Origin of the sequence: Streptomyces sp. NPDC006283, from assembly GCF_040613325.1 — a bacterium.
Classification (GTDB): domain Bacteria; phylum Actinomycetota; class Actinomycetes; order Streptomycetales; family Streptomycetaceae; genus Streptomyces.
The window spans coordinates 1-20433 of sequence record NZ_JBEXRZ010000008.1 but is presented as its reverse complement, the minus strand read 5'-3'; the positions used below and the strand labels follow the sequence as shown (position 1 = coordinate 20433).

Sequence of the window (20433 nt, the reverse complement as noted above, 5' to 3'; positions counted from 1 at the left end):
GGACCATTGGGGTCAAGGGGTGGGGCCGGACAGGTCGGTCCTACCGGCGGTAAACCTCTGCTCACCGGCGAATCATCACTTCGAGTGAAACCTTGGCCCCCGCTTGCGGTCGGCAACCGTCGGTTGCGACGCTGTCGCAGTCTGTCGACCTGTTGGGGAGTGGCCAGTGACATTCGGTGAGCAGCCCGCCTATCTGCGCGTTGCGAGCGATCTCCGCGAGAAGATCGTGAACGGCTCGCTGCCGCCGCACACCCGTCTCCCCTCCCAGGCCCGCATCCGCGAGGAGTACGGCGTCTCGGACACGGTCGCCCTCGAGGCCCGCAAGGTGCTGATGGCGGAGGGGCTGGTGGAGGGCCGCTCCGGGTCGGGGACGTATGTGCGGGAGAGGCCGGTGCCGCGCAGGGTCGCCCGCTCCGGCTTCCGGCCGTCGTCCGGGGCCAGCCCGTTCCGTCAGGAGCAGGCGGAGGAAGGGGTCCGGGGGAGCTGGGAGTCCAGCAGTGAGCAGGAGGCGGCCGCTCCCGAGGTGGCGGCGCGCCTCGGCATCAAGCCCGGCGACCGGGTCATGCGCACCCGTTACGTGTTCCGTGACGCGGGCGAGGCGATGATGCTCTCCACGTCCTGGGAGCCCCTCGAAGTCACCGGCCGCACACCGGTCATGCTCCCCGAGGAGGGCCCGCTCGGCGGCTGTGGCGTCGTCGAGCGGATGGCCGCCATCGACGTCGTCGTGGACAACGTGGTGGAGGAGGTCGGCGCCCGGCCCGGCCTCGCCGAGGAACTGCTGGCGCTCGGCGGCGTCCCGGGCCATGTGGTGATGGTCGTCGAGCGGACGTACTACGCCTCGGGCCGGGCCGTCGAGACCGCGGACGTCGTCGTGCCGGCGGACCGCTACCGCGTCGCGTACCACCTGCCCGTGAAGTGACCCGCAGGCGGACGGCCCGTCCCGGGCCGCCGCTCGCCTCCGAACTTCCCGAGCGGCGCCTCGATCGCCTTCCCGGCGGGCTCATCGCCTGACCCGCCTCGATCCGACCCCCTCGGATCGTCTTGCTCGCAGGTATGCCGACGTGCCGGACGCGCCTGGCCGCGTGCCGAGCGCGCGCCCGGCGCATCTCGGGCAGGAATGGGGTGTATCCGGCCGGATGTGCGCCGCTCTTCTATCTCTTTGTAAAAACCCGTATCCGCTCCGTAAATGCCAGGCGTAGGCTTCGGCATATGCATACCGCGGTTTCCTGGCGATCGTTACGGACAGCCAAGCCGGACGAGGGAGGGGCTCGATGACCGACAGCGGCACGATGCTTCCATGGCTCGTCATACGGCAGGACGACAACGGCAACTGCTACCGCGTCGGCAGGTACGCCACGAAGGACGAGGCGCAGAAGATCGCGGACACCCTCGACGGCCGCGGTCACAAGCAGCTCTACTGGGTCGAACGGATCGGCCGGACGGCCCGCTGAGGGATCGGCCCAAGGGCTTTTCCCGGGCGCTCCGCCGCGCAGTACGCTCCGCCGCATGACTGATCGCGTGGTGGTCGTGGCCGGAGCCGTGTACGACAAGGGGCGGCTCCTCGCCGCGCGGCGCAGTGCGCCCGAGGACCTCGCCGGACGCTGGGAACTCCCGGGCGGCAAGCTGGAGCCGGGGGAGAGCCCCGAGCAGGCGCTGGTGCGCGAGCTGCGCGAGGAGCTGGGCATCGAGACGGAGCCGGTGGAGCGCATCCCCGGCGAGTGGCCGCTGAAGCCCGGTTACGTACTGCGGGTGTGGACGGTCCGGCTGGTGTCCGGTGAGCCCAGGCCGCTCCAGGACCACGACGAGCTGCGCTGGCTGGCGCCCGGCGAGCTGGACGACGTCGACTGGCTCGAGCAGGACCGGCCGGCGGTGGCCGAGTGGGCGCGCCGCCGAAGTGGAACCTCGCAGGAGGGCGTGCGCCGGTGAGATGTGCGCTGTTCGTGCCACGGTGCATCCATTGAGGTCCGAGTGCGGTAACCCAGCCGCAAAGTAGGGTATGTGCCCACTAACCGCCCTAAACGGGACACGGGTCCGCTGGTGGTCTGGGGAAGTGATCGGCGTGATCGGCACCAAAGGCGAATGCGCCGAGTGGAGCTTTCCGGCCGAGCCCGATGTGGTGCGCACAGCCCGCCATGCCGTCCGCGACACCTTGAGAGAGTGGGGAGTGGACCCGTCGGTCGGTGATGTGACGGTGCTCCTGGTCAGTGAGCTCGTGACCAATTCCCAGCGGTACACCCCCGGTCCGATCGGCGTCCGCCTGTTCCGTCAGGACGGCACCGGCGCCACCCCTGTTCTGCTGGTCGAGGTTTCCGATCCGCTTCCGGATCCGCCTGTCGAACGGTCCGCCCGCTTCGAGGACGAGAGCGGACGCGGACTGCAGCTGGTGGCCTGTTCCGCTCGGCGCTGGGGCACGCGGCGGGGAAGGACGGGCAAGACCGTGTGGTTCGAGCTGGCTCTCTCTGGTTAGAAGTGGGGAGGGACGACGATCACGGGCGGCGGCTCAAAATGAACGAGACCTCTCTGTGATCGTGAACGCCGTGCCGGTGGGGGCCGTAGTGCTGAATACTGCGGTCATGGCCGGTCCGGTGCGGTGAGCTGGAGGGGACGGTCGCGTGAGCGAAATACCTGAGACGGCGAGCGATGTCGTGTGGCAGAGCAGCCCGCCTGGCTCGATCTATGACTACATCAAGGTGGCGTCCTTCTCGATCGGCCGTGACGGCCTGGTCGACCAGTGGAGCCACCGAGCCGTGGAGCTGTTCGGCATCACTGCCGCCGAGGTCAGGGGCAAGGACCCGGTCGAGGCCTTCATGCCGGCGGAGCTCCGACCGAGGGGCCACCGCAAGGTGGCGGAGATCCTCGACGGCAAGGAGTGGACGGGACTCGTCCCGTTCCGGATGCCGGGCGGGAGCCGGGCGCACGGCGTCGCCGAGGTCTACGTGATGCCCAGCCGGACGCCCCAGGGTGAACAGGCCGCGCTCTGCATCGTCGTCGACGTGCGCGCACTGCGAAGGATCGAGACCGATCTGGCCGCTTCGCAGGCGATTTTCGGTCAATCCCCCTTCGGGTTCCTGCTCTTCGGTACCGATCTCACCGTGCAGCGCGCCAACCAGCGTTTCGCCACCGTCTTCGGAGGTGCCGCGGACGACCACAGAGGGCGCACCGTCCACGACTACCTCTCCCGCCCGGAGGCCGAGCGGATGAACGCCGCCCTGCGCAGGGTGCTGGAGACCGGCGAGTCCGTCACCGACCTGCAGATCGTCGGCGCGCCCCCGGGCAGCACGGACCGCAGGCACTGGTCGATCAACCTCTACCGTGTGCACGGCGGTTCCGGCCGGCCCGTCGGCGTCGCCGGTCTGGGCACCGATGTCACACGCCGTCATATCGCCGCCCGCGAAGCCGCGAACGCCCGCCGCAACCTCGCACTCCTCAACGAGGCGAGCGCGCGCATCGGCAACTCCCTCGATCTGGAGACCACCGCCCGCGAACTCCTCGACGTCGCCGTCCCGGGCTTCTGCGACCTCGCCTCCGTCGACCTCTACCAGGGGCTGCTCACCGGCGACGAGGCCCCGCCGGGGCAGTGGGGATCCGCCCGCGCGGAAGGCTTCGGCGGAGGCAGCGCCGAACTGCGTCGGGTCGCCTTCGCCAGCGCCGTCTCCGACGGTCCGCTGATGACCACCCCCGGCTGCGCACCCGAAGGGGCCGCCCCGACCGCTGTCGGCGAGGTCCACCGCTACCCGTTCAACTCGCCCTGCGCCGGAGCCCTGCGCACCGCGCGTGTCCGCTCGATCCCCGGCGAGGACGGCAGCCTCGTCCAGTCGACCCTGGCCGTGCCGATGGTCGCGCACGACACGGTCGTCGGACTGGTGCAGTTCTCCAGGACCAAGGGCAGCGAGCCCTTCGGGGAGCGGGACAGGGCGCTCGCGGTCGAGCTCGCCGCCCGCGCCGCCGTCTGCATCGACAACGCCCGCCTGTACCGCAGGGAGCACGAGCGGGCGCTCATCCTGCAGCGCAGCCTGCTGCCGCCCGGCGACCCGGAGGCCGCCGGGCTCGACATCGCCTGCCGCTACCTGCCGGGCACCACCGCCACCGAGGTGGGCGGCGACTGGTTCGACGTCATAGAACTGCCCGGACACCGCACCGCGTTGGTCGTCGGCGATGTGATGGGCCGCGGGCTGCGGGCCGCCGTCGCCATGGGTGAACTGCGCACCGCCGTGCGGACCTTGGCGCTGCTGGACCTCGAACCGGCGGAAGTGCTATCCGCGCTCGACGAGATCGCCCGCGGCCTCGGCAGCCCCGCCAAGAGCGGCCGCTCCGGAGGTGGGGGCGCCCAGGTCCCTTCGCGCGTCGCCCACAAGTCCCGTGAGGCCGACCTCTCCGAGGTCTATCTCGCCACCTGTGTGTACGCCGTCTACGACCCCGTCACCCGGCGCTGCACCTTCGCCAACGCCGGTCATCTGCCACCCGTCCTCGTCGAACCCGGCGAGGAGGCACTGCTGCTGGACGTGCCCCCCGGGATGCCGCTCGGAGTGGGCGGCGAGCCCTTCGAGGAAGTGGAGGTCGAACTCGCCGAGGGCGCGCTCCTCGCGCTCTACACCGACGGGCTGGTCGAGTCCCGCGAGCATCCGCTCGACGAGGGGCTGCGCGCCTTCCGCACCGCGCTCACCGATCCTGTGCGCCCCCTCGAGGACGTCTGCGACCACGTGCTCGGCACGCTCGAGACCAGGCACGGCGAGGACGACATCGCGCTGCTGATGGCCCGCATACAGGGCCTGCCCGCAGAGGCCGTCGGCGACTGGCGGCTGCCGCGCGAGCTCCGCTCCGTGGGCCGGGCCCGCGAGCTGGCCCGTGCACAGCTGATGAGCTGGGACCTCGAGGCCCTCATCGACACCGTCGAACTGCTGGTCAGCGAACTCGTCACCAACGCGCTGCGCTACGGCGAGGGCGAGATCCGGCTGCGGCTGCTGCGTGACCGGACCCTCGTCTGCGAGGTGTGGGACGCGGGCCTCGTCCAGCCCAGGCGCCGCCGCGCCCGCGACACGGACGAGGGCGGCCGGGGCCTGCAACTGGTCGGGCTGCTGAGCGCGGCATGGGGCTCACGGAGGACGCCGCGCGGCAAGACGGTCTGGTTCGAGCTGGCGCTGCCGGACGGGGAGGGGTCGGCGGAGCCGACGGTGGAGCAGCTGCTGAGCATGTTCTGACGCCGGCGGGCGCTGTCCCCGCGGGAAGGAGAGAAAGCCCCCGCGCGCGGCGGGGCGTCGCTAGGCCGCCTTGAGCGCCGCCAGCCTCGCCTCGACCTCCGCGTCGTCGCTCGCGTCGTCCAGCTGCTCGAACTGTGCGTCCAGCGACGACGCCGCGAGCTCCTGCCTGCCCATCGCCCGTGCCTCCTCGCGACGCACCTTGTCCTCGAAGCGGTGCAGTTCGCTGGTCGGGTCGAGGACGTCGATGCTTTTCACCGCGTCCATCATCCGGTTCTGCGCCTCGGCGGACTTCGCGCGCGCCACCAGCTCGTCCCGCTTCGCCTGCAGCTCGCCGAGCTTTGCCTTCATCTGCTCAAGGCCCGACTTGAGCTTGTCGACGACGACCGTCTGGGAGGCGATCGTCGGTTCCGCGGTCTTCGCCTCCTGCTCGGACCGCAGCTGCCTGCCCAGCGCCACCTTCGCCAGATTGTCGAACCTGTCGGCGTCCGCCGTCCGCCCCGAACCGCGCAGCTCGTCCGCCTTCCTGCTGGCCGCCAGCGCCTTGGCGCCCCACTCCTGGGCCGCCTCCACGTCCTCCTGGTGATCCTGCTCCATGAGGCGCAGATTGCCGATGGTGCTCGCCACCGCCTGCTCCGCCTCGGCGATGTTGTTCGTGTAGTCGCGGATCAGCTGGTCGAGCATCATCTGCGGATCCTCGGCCTGGTCCAGCAGGGCATTGATGTTCGCCTTCGCCAGCTGGGCGACCCGGCCGAGAACGGTCTGCTTGGTCATGCCATCGCTCCTTGAACGCCGATCGGGAAACAGGACGCGCGTCAGAAACGGCCGCCGCCCATCCGGCCACGGGTGCCCCCGCCGCCGAAGCTCCCGGGCCCGCCGCCGAAACCGCCACCGAAACCACCGCCATGGCCCCCGCCTCTTCCCCCGCCGCCGAACATTCCGCCGAGGATGATCCCGCCGAGCACCGCGCCCCCGAGACCGCGCCCCCCCGCGCCTCCCACTCCTGTTGCACTGCCCGGCCCGAACGGGTTGCCGAATCCGCGCACATCGTTCTCCGCCAGACTCTGCGCCTGCTGCGCCAGCCAGTCCGCGCGCTGCGCCTCGGCCAGCGCGGCCTGCGGATCGGATCCGGCCCCGCCGCCCGCGGCCAGCGCCTCCGCACGCTCCAGCCGCCGCTGTGCCTCCGCCAGCCGGGTCCGGGCCTCACTGCCGACGGCGCCGCGGTGGGTGGTGATGAAGTCGGCGGCGGCTCCGGTGCTGGAGCGGGAGGCGAGCATCGCCCGCTCCAGCAGAGCCCGGGCACGCCGCGCACCCTGCTCGTTCTCCCGTGCCCCGCCCAGTGCCTCGTCCAGGCCGGCATCGGCCTGCTCCACCCGGCGCAGGGCGTCGATGGGGTCGTACGGCCCCGCCTCCATCGTGCCGCGCACCTCCGCGACCACGGTCTGCGCCCGCGCGATCCGGCCCTGGAGCGTGGCGGTCGACGTGCCTTCCTCCGTGCCCTTGAGCAGTCCACGCGCCTCTGCCAAATCCGTCTCCGTCTCGGTCAGCGCGCCCGGCAGCTTCCCCGCCGCCTCCGCCAGCTCCTGCGCCCGCCGGTCGACGGCCTCGACGAGCCGGACCGCCTGGGCGACGGCCCCCTCCGCGGCCCGTACCTGAAGGGCCGCCGCGCCGTTGTCCTGCGACGCGACCGCCTCCCGGGCCCGGTCGAGGCCGGCCGCCGCGAACTCGAGCCGGTCCTTGGCCTGCTCCACATCGGTCGCGACGGGCGCCGCGGCCGAGGGGGCGTACCGCTCGCGCATCACGCCGAGGGTCGCCTCCGCACTGACGACCCGGCCGTTCACGTCGCCGAAGGCGGCCTGGGCCGCGGCCAGTGCCTGCGGCGCGTTGCGCTCCAGGTCACGCAGCCGGTCGAAATCCTCCGACTCGGCGTCGAGCCGGCGATTGGCCTCGGAGCAGCGGGCGACGATCTCGTCCAGCATCCTGCGGCGGGTGGCGTCGTCCTCGGGGTACGCGTCGTCCAGTTGCTGACGCAGCCGGAACGCGGCGGTCAGCTCGCTCCTGGCCTGCGCCACCGCCTCGGTGAACGGTTTCGCCGCCTCGTCACCGAACTGCGCCGCCGCGAAGCCGAGTTCCTCCTGGCTGGTGCGCACCGCGTCGTCCGTGTCCACCAGGGTCTGTCGCGCCTTCGCGTCGAGCTCGGGGAGCGGCGTCCGCTCCGGCGCCCCCCAGCCCTCCTGACCGCCCCTCGGTGTGGTGCGGGTCGCCGTGCGCCGCTTGCGCCGGGTGTACGCGTAGACGGCGAGCGCGCCGGCGCCGCCGAGCACCGCGATCGGCAGTACGAGGTCGCCCGCGCCCGTCCCGGCACCGACGCCCGCGCCGGGGTCGGTCTCCCCGGGGGTGATGTTCATCGTGGGTACGGGCTCGCCGGCCAGTACAGCGCCGTAACCGTCCGCCGCCCCGATGGCCGCACCCGCCCAGTCGTTCTCCCGCAGCGCGGGCTCCACCGCCACAGCGGCGACCTCCGCGAGCTGTGCGTCGGTCAGGCGTGAGGCATCGTCGACCCAGTAGGCGTACTGCCGGTCGCGGGTCGCCACCGCGAGCAGGGCGTCGTTCTCCCCGAGCCCGTTCCTGTCCGCGGTCGCCGCCGCCCATTGCTGGGCGGAGCGGCCGGAGAAGTCGGTCACGTACACGACGAAGAGCTGCAGCCGCTGCTCCTGGTAGAGCCGGTCCAGGGCCCGGGTCACCGGTGCCTGGCGATCCTCCAGAGCCCCGGCGCGGTCGGTGATCTGGCCCTGGCGGGAGAGATCCACCGGGTCGTCGGCGCCGGCTCCCGCGGCGGCGGGCACGATCAGCCACCATGCCGCCGCGATCGCGACGAGGAGGGCCCGGGTGGCTGTTCGCATCACATTTCGGAGGCTAAGTCGCGCTCTGTCCCGTCGCGACCGGACGCCGTCGGAACCGCAGGCGCCCCGGCGCGGTCTTGCGTCCCATGGGGATCAACAACGGAGCAGCATCAGGCACGCGGCCGCGGGCCCTTTGGCGTGCGGTCATGCGGAGCGGGCGGAGCCGAAAGCTGAAGTGGCCCAAGAGGGTCGCCCTCGCGCTGGCGCTGGTCCTGCTGGTCCCGCCGCTCGCCGGGGCGGTGGCCCTGCGCCTCAACTACGCGGGCGACCTCGAGGAGGGCACCCGCACGCGCGGCAAGGACGCGATATGGCTCGGGCACGCCTGGGTCGACGGCCGCAAGAAGGACGCCGACGTCGTCGCCTTCGCCGAGCAGATCCGGGGCACCGGGATCAAGGACCTGTATGTGCACGCAGGGCCGCTCGAGCACGACGGAACGCTGCCCGCCGACCGCTACCCCCGTGCACGGTGGCTGATCGACGCGGTGCACCGCGAGATGCCGGGCATCCGCATCCAGGCCTGGCTGGGCGACGTGCTCGCCACCGAGGGGCCGAACGGGCTCCACCTGGACGACGAGAAGTCACGGGCGTCGGTGGTGGCCTCCGCCCGGCAGATCCTCGACGCCGGTTTCGAGGGTGTCCACTTCGACCTCGAACCGCTGCTCTCCGGCGACCGCGACTATCTGTCGCTGCTCGACGATCTGCGCGAGCTGACCCGGAGCCGCACGGCGCAGCTGTCGATCGCGGCGCACCAGATCGACCCCCTGCCGGCCGCGCACAGCGTGAACGGCACGATCACCGGCCGCCAGAAGTGGTGGTCGCAGCAGTTCTTCGGCGAGGTGGCGCGGCGGGTCGACCAGATCGCCGTCATGTCCTACGACACCTGGATGCCGCTGGAGAGCCTCTATGGCGGCTATGTCGCGCAGCAGACCACCCTGGCGCTCGAGGTCACACCGGAGAGCACCGATCTGCTGATGGGTCTGCCGTTCTTCCACGAGGACGACTGGGGTCACCACGAGAACGCGGAAACGGTCGCGGCGGCTGTCCGCGGCACCCGTCTCGGCCTCGGACGCACCGACCGCGAGCGCGAGCGGTTCGGGGTCGCGCTGTATGTGGACTTCGCGGCGCTCGACAAGGACTGGGAAGCGTACCGAGAGGGGTGGTGCTGAAGCTCTGGGCCCTGTCCCGGATCACCGTCGTGCACACAGTCGACCGCCTTGTCGGGAAGGCGCGCTCCCTGCAGACGTCACTCCCTCCGCCGCCTGATCTTGTCGCCGAGCCACACCAGAGGGTCGTACTTGCGGTCGGCGGCCCGCTCCTTCAACGGGATCAGCGCGTTGTCCGTGATCTTGATGCCTTCGGGGCACACCTCCGTGCAGCACTTGGTGATGTTGCAGTAGCCGAGACCGTGCTCGTCCTGAGCGGTCGATCGGCGGTCGAGGCCCGTCTCGGAGGCCGAGTCCAGGGGGTGCATGTCCAGTTCGGCCACCCGCATCAGGAAGCGCGGTCCGGCGAACGCCGTCTTGTTCTCCTCGTGGTCCCGCACCACATGGCAGGTGTCCTGGCACAGGAAGCACTCGATGCACTTGCGGAACTCCTGCGACCGCTCCACGTCGACCTGCTGCATCCGGTAGTCACCGGCCGCGACGCCCGAGGGCGGCACGAACGACGGGATCTCCCTGGCCTTCGCGTAGTTGAAGGAGACGTCGGTGACCAGGTCCCGGACCACGGGGAACGCGCGGAGCGGGGTGACCGTGATCGTCTCGTCCCGCGAGAAGACCGACATCCGCGTCATGCACAGCAGGCGCGGCCGACCGTTGATCTCCGCGCTGCACGAACCGCATTTGCCGGCCTTGCAGTTCCAGCGGACCGCGAGATCGGACGCCTGCGTGGCCTGCAGGCGGTGGATGATGTCGAGGACGACCTCTCCGTCGTTCACCTCGACGGTGAAGTCCTCGAGGCCGCCTCCGCCCTGGTCGCCCCGCCAGACCCTGAAGTGGGCTTGGTACGCACTCACTCGGTCAGCTCCTCTTCCGCGAGGTACTTGACCAGCTCTTCCTTCTCGAAGAGGCCGAGCAGGTCGGGACGGATGGGTTCGGTCGTCGTCCGCTCGAGTTCGATCTGGCCGTCCGCCGGATCGGCGGTCGCGGGGCCGCCCGGCTCCTTGAGCCGGCACACCAGGTTGACCCGGCGCCATTCGCGTTCCATGCCGGGGCAGTCCTCACGGGTGTGGCCGCCGCGGCTCTCCGTGCGCTCGAGCGCTGCCCGTGCGATGCACTCGCTGACGAGCAGCATGTTCCGCAGGTCCAGCGACAGGTGCCAGCCGGGGTTGAACTGCCGATGGCCCTCGACCCCGGCACGGCCCGCTCGCGCGCGCAGCTCGGCCAGCTTCTCCAGCGCCTGCTCCATCTCGCCGGCGCGCCGGATGATGCCGACCAGGTCGTTCATCGTCTGCTGCAGTTCCTGGTGGAGCGTGTACGGGTTCTCCGGCGCCGCCCCGTCGGTCGGGCCCTCCGCGCTGAACGGGCGCAGCGCCTCCGCCGCGGCCGCGTCGATCTGCGCCTCGTCGACGGCCCGGCGTGCGGGGAGCCGCTGGGCGTACTCGGCCGCGTGGAGTCCGGCCCGGCGGCCGAAGACGAGCAGGTCGGACAGGGAGTTCCCGCCGAGGCGGTTGGAGCCGTGCATGCCCCCCGCGACCTCCCCGGCCGCGAACAGCCCGGGGACACCGAGCGCGGCGGCGGTGTCCGACTCGACGGCGATGCCGCCCATCACGTAATGGCAGGTGGGGCCGACCTCCATGGCCTCCGCCGTGATGTCCACGTCGGCCAGCTCCTTGAACTGGTGGTACATCGACGGCAGCCGGCGCCTGATGACGTCGGCCGGCATCCGCGTGGAGACGTCGAGGAACACTCCGCCGTGCGGGGAGCCGCGGCCCGCCTTGACCTCGGCGTTGATGGCCCGCGCGACCTCGTCACGGGGCAGCAGCTCGGGGGGCCGGCGGTTGTTGTCCGGGTCGTCGTACCAGCGGTCGCCCTCGTCCTCCGACTGCGCGTACTTCTCCTTGAACACGTCGGGGACGTAGTCGAACATGAACCGCTTGCCCTCGGAGTTGCGCAGCACTCCGCCGTCGCCGCGCACCGACTCGGTGACGAGGATGCCCTTCACGGAGGGCGGCCAGACCATCCCGGTCGGATGGAACTGCACGAACTCCATGTTCAGCAGCGGCGCGCCGGCGAGCAGCGCCAGCGCGTGCCCGTCGCCGGTGTACTCCCAGGAGTTGGAGGTCACCTTGAAGGACTTGCCGATCCCGCCGGTCGCCAGGACGACGGACGGAGCCTCGAGGACGAAGAAGCGCCCGGACTCCCGCTCGTAGCAGAAGACGCCACAGACGCTGCCGTCCATCTTGAGCACCCTGGTGACCGTGCACTCCTGGAAGACCTTCAAACCGGCTTCGTAGTCGCCGAGTTCGCGTTTGTCGTCCTGCTGCAGTGCGACGATCTTCTGTTGGAGGGTGCGGATCAGTTCGAGGCCGGTGCGGTCGCCGACGTGTGCGAGGCGGGGATACTCGTGGCCGCCGAAGTTGCGCTGGGAGATCCGGCCGTCCGCGGTGCGGTCGAAGAGCGCGCCCCAGGTCTCCAGTTCCCACACCCGGTCCGGCGCCTCACGGGCGTGCAGCTCCGCCATCCGCCACTGGTTGAGGAACTTCCCGCCGCGCATCGTGTCGCGGAAGTGCACCTGCCAGTTGTCGCCCTGGTTCACATTGCCCATGGAGGCGGCGATGCCGCCCTCCGCCATGACCGTGTGCGCCTTGCCGAACAGGGACTTGCAGATCACCGCCGTACGCGCGCCGCGCTCGCGCGCCTCGATGGCGGCGCGCAGGCCCGCGCCGCCCGCGCCCACCACGACGACGTCCCACTGCTGCCGTTCGAGCTCAGTCATCAGGACCTTCCATCTAGAACAGCCTCGGATCGTCGAAGGCGCCGGACGCGACGAGATAGACGTAGAAGTCGGCGAACGCGACGCTGAACAGCGACGTCCATGCGAGCAGCATGTGGCGGGCATTCAGCTTGCCGACCCAGCCCCACAGCCGGTAGCGCACGGGGTGCTTGGAGAAGTGCCGCAGTCTGCCGCCGACGATGTGCCGGCAGGAGTGGCAGGAGAAGGTGTACGCCCAGATCAGCACGATGTTGATCAGGAAGACGATCGTGCCGAGGCCCATGTGGCCCCACTCGTAGTGCTCGTCGCGGAAGGCGAGCACGGTGTCGTAGGTGAGGATCCCGGCGACCGGCAGGGCCGCGTAGAAGAAGTACCGGTGGATGTTCTGCATGATCAGCGGGAAGCGGGTCTCGCCGGTGTACTTCTTGTGCGGCTCGGCGACCGCGCAGGCCGGGGGCGAGGCCCAGAAACCCCGGTAGTAGGCCTTGCGGTAGTAGTAGCAGGTCAGCCGGAAGCCGAGGGGGAAGATCAGGATCAGCAGCGCGGGGGACAGGCCCCACCAGCTGCCGAAGATCTCCCAGTTGGGGCCGGACCGCATCGGTACGCAGTTCTCGGCCAGACAGGGCGAGTAGAACGGTGAGACGTACGGCGCCGCGTAGTAGTGGGCGTTCGAGAACGCGCGCCACGTCGAGTAGACGATGAAGGCGAGCAGCCCGGCGGCGGTCAGGGCCGGGGCGAGCCACCAGCGGTCCGTCCGCAGATGGCGGGGGCCGATGGCGGCGCGTGAGGCCCCGTGCACGCCCGTATTGACTTGTGGTGGTTCGGTACCTGTGGCCAACGAAGACTCCGGGTGGAGTGGGATCGGGGGGTGGGCTCCGCTGAGCCGGCCGATTCCTTACGGCCGGCTCCTGCCGTACGTGCCCCCGTCAGGGTGCGTGCCGGTCGCGGACGCCCAGTCCCTCGTCGTCCGAGTCCGTCCACAGGGCGTTGTCGTAGGGGGCGTCCGGGATGGTGACCAGCTCGGGGCGGACCGGGGGCGGCTGCACGCCGGCAGGGGCCGGCCCGGGGCCGCGGAGCTGGTCGACGGTCTGTTCCAGGTGCCCGACGCGCCGGACCAGCTCGTCGAGACGGCTCTGGATCGCCGCCAGGTCTTCTTGCTGTGACATGACTTGCCCTCACTTCCGCAGGGTGCGGTGGCATCGCTCATGCGCCTGCGAGTGTCGCGCGTCACGTCCCCCCTTGTGAAGGGACGTGCAGGGATTCCCGGTGCATGCGCTGTCGCGCGCCCCTCATGGTCGTTGTCTCACTCCCCCCATTTTCGCCCTGTCCGTCACGGTGTGGGGCGATCTCGGTTCGCCCGCACGGGTGGGCTTTGCGGGCATCACGCCGTGCCTCCGCCCCGGACCGCGCCCCGTCCACTTCAGTGAGGGGAATCGGTGTGATCATCGCTAAATTCGACAAAACAGGACGAAGAGGTACAAGCCATGTCCCAGGTCGAAGCCCCCCGCGGGCGGACATGCTCCCGAAGGCTCCGCCCCGTGGCGCTGCTTGCGAGCGGAGTGCTCGTACTGCCCGTCCTCGCCGGATGCAGCTCGGGCGAGGAGGAGAGCCGCGGCAAGCCCCCCGCCCAGGACATCGCGTCGACGGACCGCGACGTCGTCGCCGACGGAGGCACCCTGCGCTGGGCGGTCGACACGATGCCCGCCACGCTCAACGCCTTCCAGGCCGACGCGGACGCCACCACCAACCGGATCGCCGGTGCCGTGCTGCCCGCACTGTTCACGCTCGGCGAGAGCGGCACGCCGCAGCGGAATCCGGACTATCTCGAATCGGCCGAGATCGTCGAGCGCGAGCCCAAGCAGGTCGTGCTCTACAAGCTCAACCAGCAGGCCGTCTGGAGCGACGGCCGGGAGATCGGTGCCGCCGACTTCCTCACTCAGTGGCGAGCGCTGAGCGGAAAGGATTCTGCGTACTGGACGGCCCGCAACGCCGGGTACGACCGGATCGAGAAGGTCGAGCGGGGTGCGAACGACCTCGAGGTCAAGGTCACCTTCACCAAGCCCTACGCGGACTGGCAGTCCCTGTTCACACCGCTCTACCCCAAGCAGGTGACGGCGACCCCGGCGTCCTTCAACGACGGCGCCCGCACCAAGCTCAAGGCGACGGCCGGTCCCTTCCGCATCTCGAAGATCGACCTCAAGGAGGAAACCACCACCCTGGTCCCCAACCCCCGCTGGTGGGGGAGCCGCCCCAAGCTCGACAGCCTGGTACTGACCGCGGTGCCGCACGAGGATCGCGTCGAAGCGCTCGCCGCGGGGCGGGTGGATCTGGCGGACGTCAGCGCCTCGGCGGCGGAACGTATCTCCTACGCCGTGAAGGACGCGGGACGGGGCGGCCGCCCACTCGCCTACGGCCCCGGCACGGACACCACTCCCTCCGCCGCCCTCAAGTCGTGGGCGATCGCCCACGGCTCGGACGATGAGCTGGCCGAGGTCGCGCAGGAGGCCCGCAAGCGGGCGGCCGCAGCCGAAAAGAAGTACGCGGCCGAGCAGTCGGCGCTGGCCAAGTACGAGATCCGCAAGTCGCTGGAGCCCGCGTACACCCAGCTCGCGCTCAACGGCGAGTCCGGTCCGCTCGCCGACGACCGGGTGCGCCGCGCGGTGGCCCGAGCCCTGAACCGCAAGGCGCTCGCAGAGACCGTACTGACACCGCTCGGCCTGCCCGCGGAGCCGCCCGGCAGCCACCTGGCGCTGGCCGGTCAGCCGGCGTACACCGACAACAGCAACGCACTCGGGGAGCAGAACACGCAGGAGGCGCAGGCGCTCCTCGCCGACGCCGGCTGGACGCCCGGCGGACTGCGCGACAAGCCGGACCCGGACCCGGCCAAGGCGGGCGGCGAGGCCGGCACGTCCGACAAGGCCAAGGGCGACGGGACCAAGGACGAGAAGAAGGAGAAGAAGGAGGACAAGAAGGACGAGGGGCAGGCCTCCGCCGAGCCGTCGGCCAAGACATCGGGCGCGACGTCCGACAAGGCATCCGACAAGGCATCCGAGAAGGCGTCAGCCAAGGCGTCCGACAAGAGCGCGGCGAAGAACAACGACGCCGCTGCGGACGACGGCCTCTCCGTCGTCGGCGACAGCAAGCCGGGCGACCGTGGCACGCACATCCTCGCCCCCGGACCCGGCGCCGCTCTCCAGCGGCAGGCCCTCGCGCGCCAGGCCGCTTCGCTCGACGACGGTACGGCCGACAAGGCCGCCCCGGGCAGGGGCGGCATGGCCGGCGCCTACGCCCCGCTCGGAACCGCGGCTCCCGAGGAAGCCGCCGCGGGTGGCCCTCTCGGCAAGGACGGGAAGGCGCTCACCCTCCGCTTCGTCCTCCCGGCCGGCCCCGGCTCCGAGGTGCTGCGCACCGTCGGCGACAAGATCGCGCAGATGCTGGACCGGATCGGCGTCCAGACCGAGATGATCAAGGTCGAGGACGCGAGCTTCTTCAAGGACCACGTCGCCTCCGGCGACTACGACCTGGCCCTGTACTCCTGGCCCTCCAGCGCCTACCCGGCGACGGACGCGCGGCCGATCTACGCGAAGCCGAAGCCCGCCTCGGACGGCTCGCTGCTCGTGGAGCAGAACTACACCCGGGTCGGCAGCGACTACATCGACCAGCTCTTCGCCCAGGCCGTCGGCGAGCTCGACTCCGAGGCCGCCCGCGACCTGATGCGCCGGGCCGACGCCCGGATCTGGGCCGCGGCCGGGTCGATCCCGCTGTTCCAGCGTCCCGAGCTGGTCGCTGTCCGCAAGCAGGTGGTCAACGCGGGCGCCTTCGGGTACGGCGACCCGCGATACCAGGACATTGGTTTCAAGAAGGCAGGGGCCGCCCCGAAGAAGTAGCCGTATCCGAAGAAACCGCAGGTCACAACCTCAGAACTGGCTCAATTTCCTTGCCCGCCGGCGATGCCGGCGGGCAAGCTCGTGCCGACCTCGACCCAGGCTCGCCCCTCGCATGCCCGCTCACCCGTCGTATCCGGCAGCCCCCTCTGCCGCCCGTCGTCCCGCATGGCCCGCACCGCTGGGCACCGCCCCTGGAGCCCGCCCGCACACATCCGGCCCGTCCCCCGGCCGCCGACCCGGCCCGTCCCCCGGCCGCGAACCCGGCCCGACCCCCGGCCGTGAAGCCGGCCAGGAACCCGGCCGTGAAGCCGGCCCGAGCCCCGGCCGTGAAGCCGGCCAGGAACCCGGCCGAACCCCGGCCGCGAACCGGTCCGAAACCGGGCCGGCGCCCGGTCCCGCACGCCACCGGACCCCGCGCCGAGGCCCGTCCCCGCAGCCGCTCACGGCGTGATCCCCGCCTCGTTCGTCCCGGACCCGACAGTTCCGGGAGGTCCTTGTCTCGGCGGCCCCGTACCATGGGACAAGCCGTGGCGTGTCCGCCCGGCGGGCGTACAAGGAACGAACGACGCCGCATCCCACGATCGAGAGAAGCGCCAGCCAGCATGCCCACGCGCCACGACATCCGTAACGTTGCCATCGTCGCCCACGTCGACCACGGCAAGACCACCTTGGTCGACGCCATGCTGAAGCAGGCCGGCGCCTTCGCCGCGCACGCGGCCGAGCACCTCGACGACCGCATGATGGACTCGAACGACCTGGAGCGTGAGAAGGGCATCACGATCCTGGCCAAGAACACCGCCGTGAAGTACCACCCCAAGGACGGCGGGGCCCCGATCACGATCAACATCATCGACACCCCCGGCCACGCCGACTTCGGTGGCGAGGTGGAGCGCGGTCTGTCGATGGTGGACGCGGTCGTCCTTCTCGTCGACGCCTCGGAGGGTCCGCTCCCGCAGACCCGTTTCGTCCTGCGCAAGGCGCTCGCGGCGAAGATGCCGGTCATCCTGTGCATCAACAAGACGGACCGCCCCGACTCCCGGATCGCCGAGGTCGTCGACGAGACGTACGACCTGTTCCTGGACCTGGACGCGACCGAGGAGCAGATCGAGTTCCCGATCGTCTACGCCTGCGCCCGTGACGGCGTCGCCTCGCTGACCAAGCCGGAGGACGGCACCGTCCCCTCCGACAGCACCAGCCTGGAGCCGTTCTTCACCACGCTGCTCGAGCACGTCCCGGCCCCGGAGTACGACGACGCCGCCCCGCTGCAGGCGCACGTCACCAACCTCGACGCCGACAACTTCCTCGGCCGCATCGCGCTGCTCCGTGTCGAGCAGGGCGAGCTGCGCAAGGGCCAGACGGTGGCCTGGATCAAGCGGGACGGCACGATCTCGAACGTCCGCATCTCCGAGCTGATGATGACGGAGGCGCTCACCCGCAAGCCGGCGGAGGTGGCCGGCCCCGGCGACATCTGCGCCGTCGCCGGTATCCCGGACATCATGATCGGCGAGACGCTCGCCGACCCGGAGAACCCGATCGCGCTGCCGCTGATCACGGTCGACGAGCCCGCGATCTCGATGACCGTCGGCACCAACACCTCGCCGCTGGTCGGTCGTGGCGGCACCGGTAAGGGCGCCGACGCGAAGGCCGCCGTCAAGGACCGCAAGGTGACGGCCCGTCAGGTGAAGGACCGCCTGGACCGCGAGCTGATCGGTAACGTCTCGCTGCGCGTGATCGACACCGAGCGCCCCGACGCCTGGGAGGTGCAGGGCCGCGGTGAGCTGGCGCTGGCCATCCTGGTCGAGCAGATGCGCCGCGAGGGCTTCGAGCTGACCATCGGCAAGCCGCAGGTCGTCACCAAGGAGGTCGACGGCAAGCTCCACGAGCCGGTCGAGCGCATGACGATCGACGTGCCCGAGGAGCACATGGGTGCCGTCACCCAGCTCATGGGTGTCCGCAAGGGCCGCATGGACAACATGTCGAACCACGGCTCCGGCTGGGTCCGCATGGAGTTCGTCGTTCCCTCCCGCGGTCTGATCGGCTTCCGCACGGAGTTCCTGACCAACACCCGCGGTACGGGTATCGCGCACTCCATCCACGAGGGCCACGAGCCCTGGTTCGGCCCGCTGCAGACCCGTAACAACGGCTCGCTGGTCGCCGACCGCTCCGGTGCCGTCACCGCCTTCGCGATGACGAACCTTCAGGAGCGTGGCGTGCTGTTCACCGACCCCGGCACCGAGGTGTACGAGGGCATGATCGTCGGCGAGAACTCGCGCTCCGACGACATGGACGTGAACATCACCAAGGAGAAGAAGCTCACCAACATGCGGTCGTCCTCGGCCGATTCGTTCGAGGCGATCGTGCCGCCGCGCAAGCTCTCGCTGGAGCAGTCGCTGGAGTTCTGCCGCGACGACGAGTGCGTCGAGGTGACCCCGGAGGCGGTGCGTATCCGCAAGGTCGTCCTGGACCAGAAGGAGCGCGGCCGCGCCGCCTCGCGCGCCAAGCACGGCTGACGGTTCAAAGCCTCGTCAAAAGCGCTGTACACACGGCCCGGCCCTCCGCAGTCTCTGCGGAGGGCCGGGCCGTTCGTCAACTCGTTTTCTGTGCCCGAGTGTCCGGATATCGGCCACCGCACTCCGGAACATGTGTTAACGGTCCGTTTCGCGGGTGTCTGTCTGGGATCGCTTTGTCCGGATTTCGAACTGGAGACCCTCTCTGATGTTGTCAAAACGAGACCCTTTAGGTGTGGTTTACAAGCCTGTCCTACTTAATAGTTGGCTCCATTGAGCTCGGGTCAATGGGTCATGCGCTGTGGGGAGCGCCGACTCACGAGCACACTCGGGGCACTTGACGAGCGCTGTCAGGGGTGTCAGCGCGCGTAGAAACCGTGCCCTTCTTGTAGTGACAAGTGGACTCATGAGGAGGAACCCATGCGTGGTGCCAAGAGCGCCAAGTGGGTCGCGGGTGCGATCGTTGTCGCCCTGGCGGCCACTGCCTGTGGTGGTGGCAGCGGCGACGAGGGCAAGAAGAACCCGGCGGGCAAGCCGGCCGGCTACGTCTCGATCGACGTCGGCGAGCCGCAGAAGCCGCTTATCCCTGCCGACACGAACGAGACCAACGGCTCGTACGTGATCCAGTCGCTCTTCACCCAGCTGCTGGACTTCGACAGCAAGGGCGAAATCGTCTACACCAACGCCGAGTCGGTGGAGACGACGGACTCCAAGACCTGGACCGTCAAGCTCAAGGCGGGCTGGAAGTTCCACAACGGCGAGGCCGTCACCGCGCAGTCGTACGTCGACGCGTGGAACTGGTACGCCAACATCAAGAACAACCAGCAGAACAGCTTCTGGTTCGGCGACATCGCCGGTTACGACGACGTCCACCCCGAGAAGGGTGACCCGAAGGCCGACAAGATGTCGGGCCTCAAGGTTGTCGACGACACCACCTTCACCATCACGCTGAAGGACAAGGTTCCGTACTTCAACTACAAGCTCGGCTACGCGACGTTCGCGCCGCTGCCGAAGGTCTTCTACGACAACCCGAAGGCGTTCGGCCAGAAGCCGATCGGCAACGGCCCGTACAAGTTCGAGAAGTGGACCCACAAGAAGCTCATCCAGGTCGCCGCCAACCCTGACTACCAGGGCCCGAACAAGGCTGCGAACAAGGGCATCCAGTTCAAGAACTACGCGACCCTCGAGGCCGCGTACCAGGACGTCGTCTCCGGCAATCTGGACATCATCCGCCAGGTCGGCCCGACGGACCTGCCGAAGTACAAGCAGGACCTGGGCGACGGCGCCATCGAGCAGCCCTACGCGGCCATCCAGTCGCTGGTCCCGGCGTTCTACAGCAAGACGTTCAAGGACATCGACCCCAAGGTCCTCCAGGGTCTGTCCATGGCGATCGACCGCAACACGATCACCAAGACCGTCCTGAACAACACCCGTACCCCCGCGACGAGCTTCACGCCGCCGCAGGTCAAGGGCAACCAGGACCTGGGCACGGACGTCTTCACGTACGACCCGGCGAAGGCGAAGAAGCTCATCACCGAGGGCGGCGGCGTCCCGGAGAACAAGCTCTTCATCCAGTACAACAGCGACGGTGGCCACAAGGAGTGGGTGACCGCGGTCTGCGAGTCCATCCGCAAGGCGACCGGTGTCGACTGCGTCGGCGACGCCAAGCCGGACTTCCCGACGGACCTCGAGGCCCGTGACAACGACCAGGTGAAGTCGATGTACCGCGGTGGCTGGGTCGCCGACTACCCGGTCAACGTCAACTTCATCAAGGAGCTGTACCACACCAACGCCGAGTCCAACAACGGTCGCTTCTCCAACAAGGAGATCGACGAGATGATGGCGAAGGCCGACAAGGCGAGCTCCCTGGAAGAGGCCGTGAAGGGCTACCAGGAGGTCGAGAAGAAGCTTCTCGAGGAGATGCCGGCCATCCCGCTGTGGTACTACCGCATCAACGGTGGCCACGGTAAGGGCGTCGACAACGTCGCGGTCGACTTCCACGGTGACC

General features: G+C 69.9%; 15 protein-coding genes. 9 read left to right on the top strand and 6 right to left on the bottom strand.

Annotated elements, in window-relative coordinates; translation table 11 throughout:
- Positions 1 to 166 precede the first annotated feature (166 nt).
- From ABZ070_RS03375 to ABZ070_RS03355, 5 genes are all read left to right on the top strand, one after another.
- Positions 167 to 919: a GntR family transcriptional regulator gene (locus ABZ070_RS03375; protein ID WP_356629407.1), complete on the top strand. Its 753-nt coding sequence runs from the start codon at positions 167 to 169 to the stop codon at positions 917 to 919.
- A gap of 352 nt (positions 920 to 1271) precedes the next feature.
- The gene (locus ABZ070_RS03370; protein WP_356629405.1) at positions 1272 to 1451 is read left to right on the top strand and encodes an SPOR domain-containing protein; all 180 of its coding nucleotides are present in this window, start codon (positions 1272 to 1274) and stop codon (positions 1449 to 1451) included.
- Between the two features lie 55 nt (positions 1452 to 1506).
- Positions 1507 to 1926, top strand: coding sequence for a (deoxy)nucleoside triphosphate pyrophosphohydrolase (locus ABZ070_RS03365; RefSeq protein WP_356629403.1), 420 nt, complete (start codon positions 1507 to 1509; stop codon positions 1924 to 1926).
- Between the two features lie 124 nt (positions 1927 to 2050).
- Complete coding sequence (locus ABZ070_RS03360; protein WP_356629401.1) at positions 2051 to 2467, top strand: ATP-binding protein; 417 nt, start codon at positions 2051 to 2053, stop codon at positions 2465 to 2467.
- Between the two features lie 145 nt (positions 2468 to 2612).
- Complete coding sequence (locus tag ABZ070_RS03355) at positions 2613 to 5198, top strand: SpoIIE family protein phosphatase (protein ID WP_356629399.1); 2586 nt, start codon at positions 2613 to 2615, stop codon at positions 5196 to 5198.
- Between the two features lie 60 nt (positions 5199 to 5258).
- Here the strand turns inward: ABZ070_RS03355 and ABZ070_RS03350 are convergent, their stop codons facing one another.
- Both ABZ070_RS03350 and ABZ070_RS03345 read right to left on the bottom strand, forming a co-directional pair.
- Positions 5259 to 5969, bottom strand: coding sequence for a PspA/IM30 family protein (locus tag ABZ070_RS03350; protein ID WP_356629397.1), 711 nt, complete (start codon positions 5967 to 5969; stop codon positions 5259 to 5261).
- Between the two features lie 41 nt (positions 5970 to 6010).
- Entirely contained in the window at positions 6011 to 8098 is a 2088-nt protein-coding gene (locus ABZ070_RS03345) for a TPM domain-containing protein (RefSeq protein ID WP_356629395.1), read from the bottom strand.
- Between the two features lie 146 nt (positions 8099 to 8244).
- On the opposite strand from ABZ070_RS03345, the gene ABZ070_RS03340 reads away from it, so the two are divergent.
- The gene (locus ABZ070_RS03340) at positions 8245 to 9264 is read left to right on the top strand and encodes a hypothetical protein (protein ID WP_356629393.1); all 1020 of its coding nucleotides are present in this window, start codon (positions 8245 to 8247) and stop codon (positions 9262 to 9264) included.
- Positions 9265 to 9341: 77 nt separating this feature from the next.
- On the opposite strand, the gene ABZ070_RS03335 is transcribed toward ABZ070_RS03340, so the two are convergent.
- The 4 genes from ABZ070_RS03335 to ABZ070_RS03320 all read right to left on the bottom strand — a co-directional run bounded on the left by ABZ070_RS03335 (position 9342) and on the right by ABZ070_RS03320 (position 13197).
- Positions 9342 to 10112 (bottom strand): succinate dehydrogenase/fumarate reductase iron-sulfur subunit, encoded by a 771-nt coding sequence (locus ABZ070_RS03335; protein ID WP_356629391.1) that lies wholly within the window; start codon positions 10110 to 10112, stop codon positions 9342 to 9344.
- Positions 10109 to 12034, bottom strand: a complete 1926-nt coding sequence (locus tag ABZ070_RS03330) for a fumarate reductase/succinate dehydrogenase flavoprotein subunit (RefSeq protein ID WP_356629389.1) — start codon at positions 12032 to 12034, stop codon at positions 10109 to 10111. The genes ABZ070_RS03335 and ABZ070_RS03330 overlap by 4 nt, the downstream gene beginning before the upstream one ends.
- Positions 12035 to 12047: 13 nt before the next feature.
- Positions 12048 to 12869 (bottom strand): hypothetical protein, encoded by an 822-nt coding sequence (locus ABZ070_RS03325; RefSeq protein WP_356629387.1) that lies wholly within the window; start codon positions 12867 to 12869, stop codon positions 12048 to 12050.
- A gap of 88 nt (positions 12870 to 12957) precedes the next feature.
- On the bottom strand, positions 12958 to 13197 hold the full coding sequence (locus ABZ070_RS03320) for a hypothetical protein (RefSeq protein WP_356629385.1): 240 nt from the start codon (positions 13195 to 13197) through the stop codon (positions 12958 to 12960).
- Between the two features lie 318 nt (positions 13198 to 13515).
- Here ABZ070_RS03320 and ABZ070_RS03315 point away from each other — a divergent pair, with 318 nt between their 5' ends.
- The 3 genes from ABZ070_RS03315 to ABZ070_RS03305 form a co-directional block, all read left to right on the top strand.
- Complete coding sequence (locus ABZ070_RS03315) at positions 13516 to 15918, top strand: ABC transporter family substrate-binding protein (RefSeq protein WP_356629383.1); 2403 nt, start codon at positions 13516 to 13518, stop codon at positions 15916 to 15918.
- Between the two features lie 602 nt (positions 15919 to 16520).
- Positions 16521 to 18428 carry a translational GTPase TypA gene (gene typA / locus ABZ070_RS03310; RefSeq protein ID WP_356629381.1) on the top strand — a complete coding sequence of 636 codons (1908 nt, stop codon included), beginning with the start codon at positions 16521 to 16523 and terminating at the stop codon, positions 18426 to 18428.
- Between the two features lie 417 nt (positions 18429 to 18845).
- Positions 18846 to 20433, top strand: a 1588-nt coding sequence (locus ABZ070_RS03305; RefSeq protein WP_356629379.1) for an ABC transporter substrate-binding protein, incomplete at its 3' end; no start/stop codon positions are given.

Bases quoted from the DNA above. Each gene is read 5' to 3' on its own strand.
- typA (WP_356629381.1), top strand. From the start codon at position 16,521: ATGCCCACGCGCCACGACATCCGTAACGTTGCCATCGTCGCCCACGTC.
- ABZ070_RS03320 (WP_356629385.1), bottom strand. From the start codon at position 13,197: ATGTCACAGCAAGAAGACCTGGCGGCGATCCAGAGCCGTCTCGACGAG.
- ABZ070_RS03345 (WP_356629395.1), bottom strand. From the start codon at position 8,098: ATGCGAACAGCCACCCGGGCCCTCCTCGTCGCGATCGCGGCGGCATGG.
- ABZ070_RS03365 (WP_356629403.1), top strand. From the start codon at position 1,507: ATGACTGATCGCGTGGTGGTCGTGGCCGGAGCCGTGTACGACAAGGGG.
- ABZ070_RS03370 (WP_356629405.1), top strand. From the start codon at position 1,272: ATGACCGACAGCGGCACGATGCTTCCATGGCTCGTCATACGGCAGGAC.
- ABZ070_RS03315 (WP_356629383.1), top strand. From the start codon at position 13,516: ATGTCCCAGGTCGAAGCCCCCCGCGGGCGGACATGCTCCCGAAGGCTC.
- ABZ070_RS03330 (WP_356629389.1), bottom strand. From the start codon at position 12,034: ATGACTGAGCTCGAACGGCAGCAGTGGGACGTCGTCGTGGTGGGCGCG.
- ABZ070_RS03350 (WP_356629397.1), bottom strand. From the start codon at position 5,969: ATGACCAAGCAGACCGTTCTCGGCCGGGTCGCCCAGCTGGCGAAGGCG.
- ABZ070_RS03340 (WP_356629393.1), top strand. From the start codon at position 8,245: ATGCGGAGCGGGCGGAGCCGAAAGCTGAAGTGGCCCAAGAGGGTCGCC.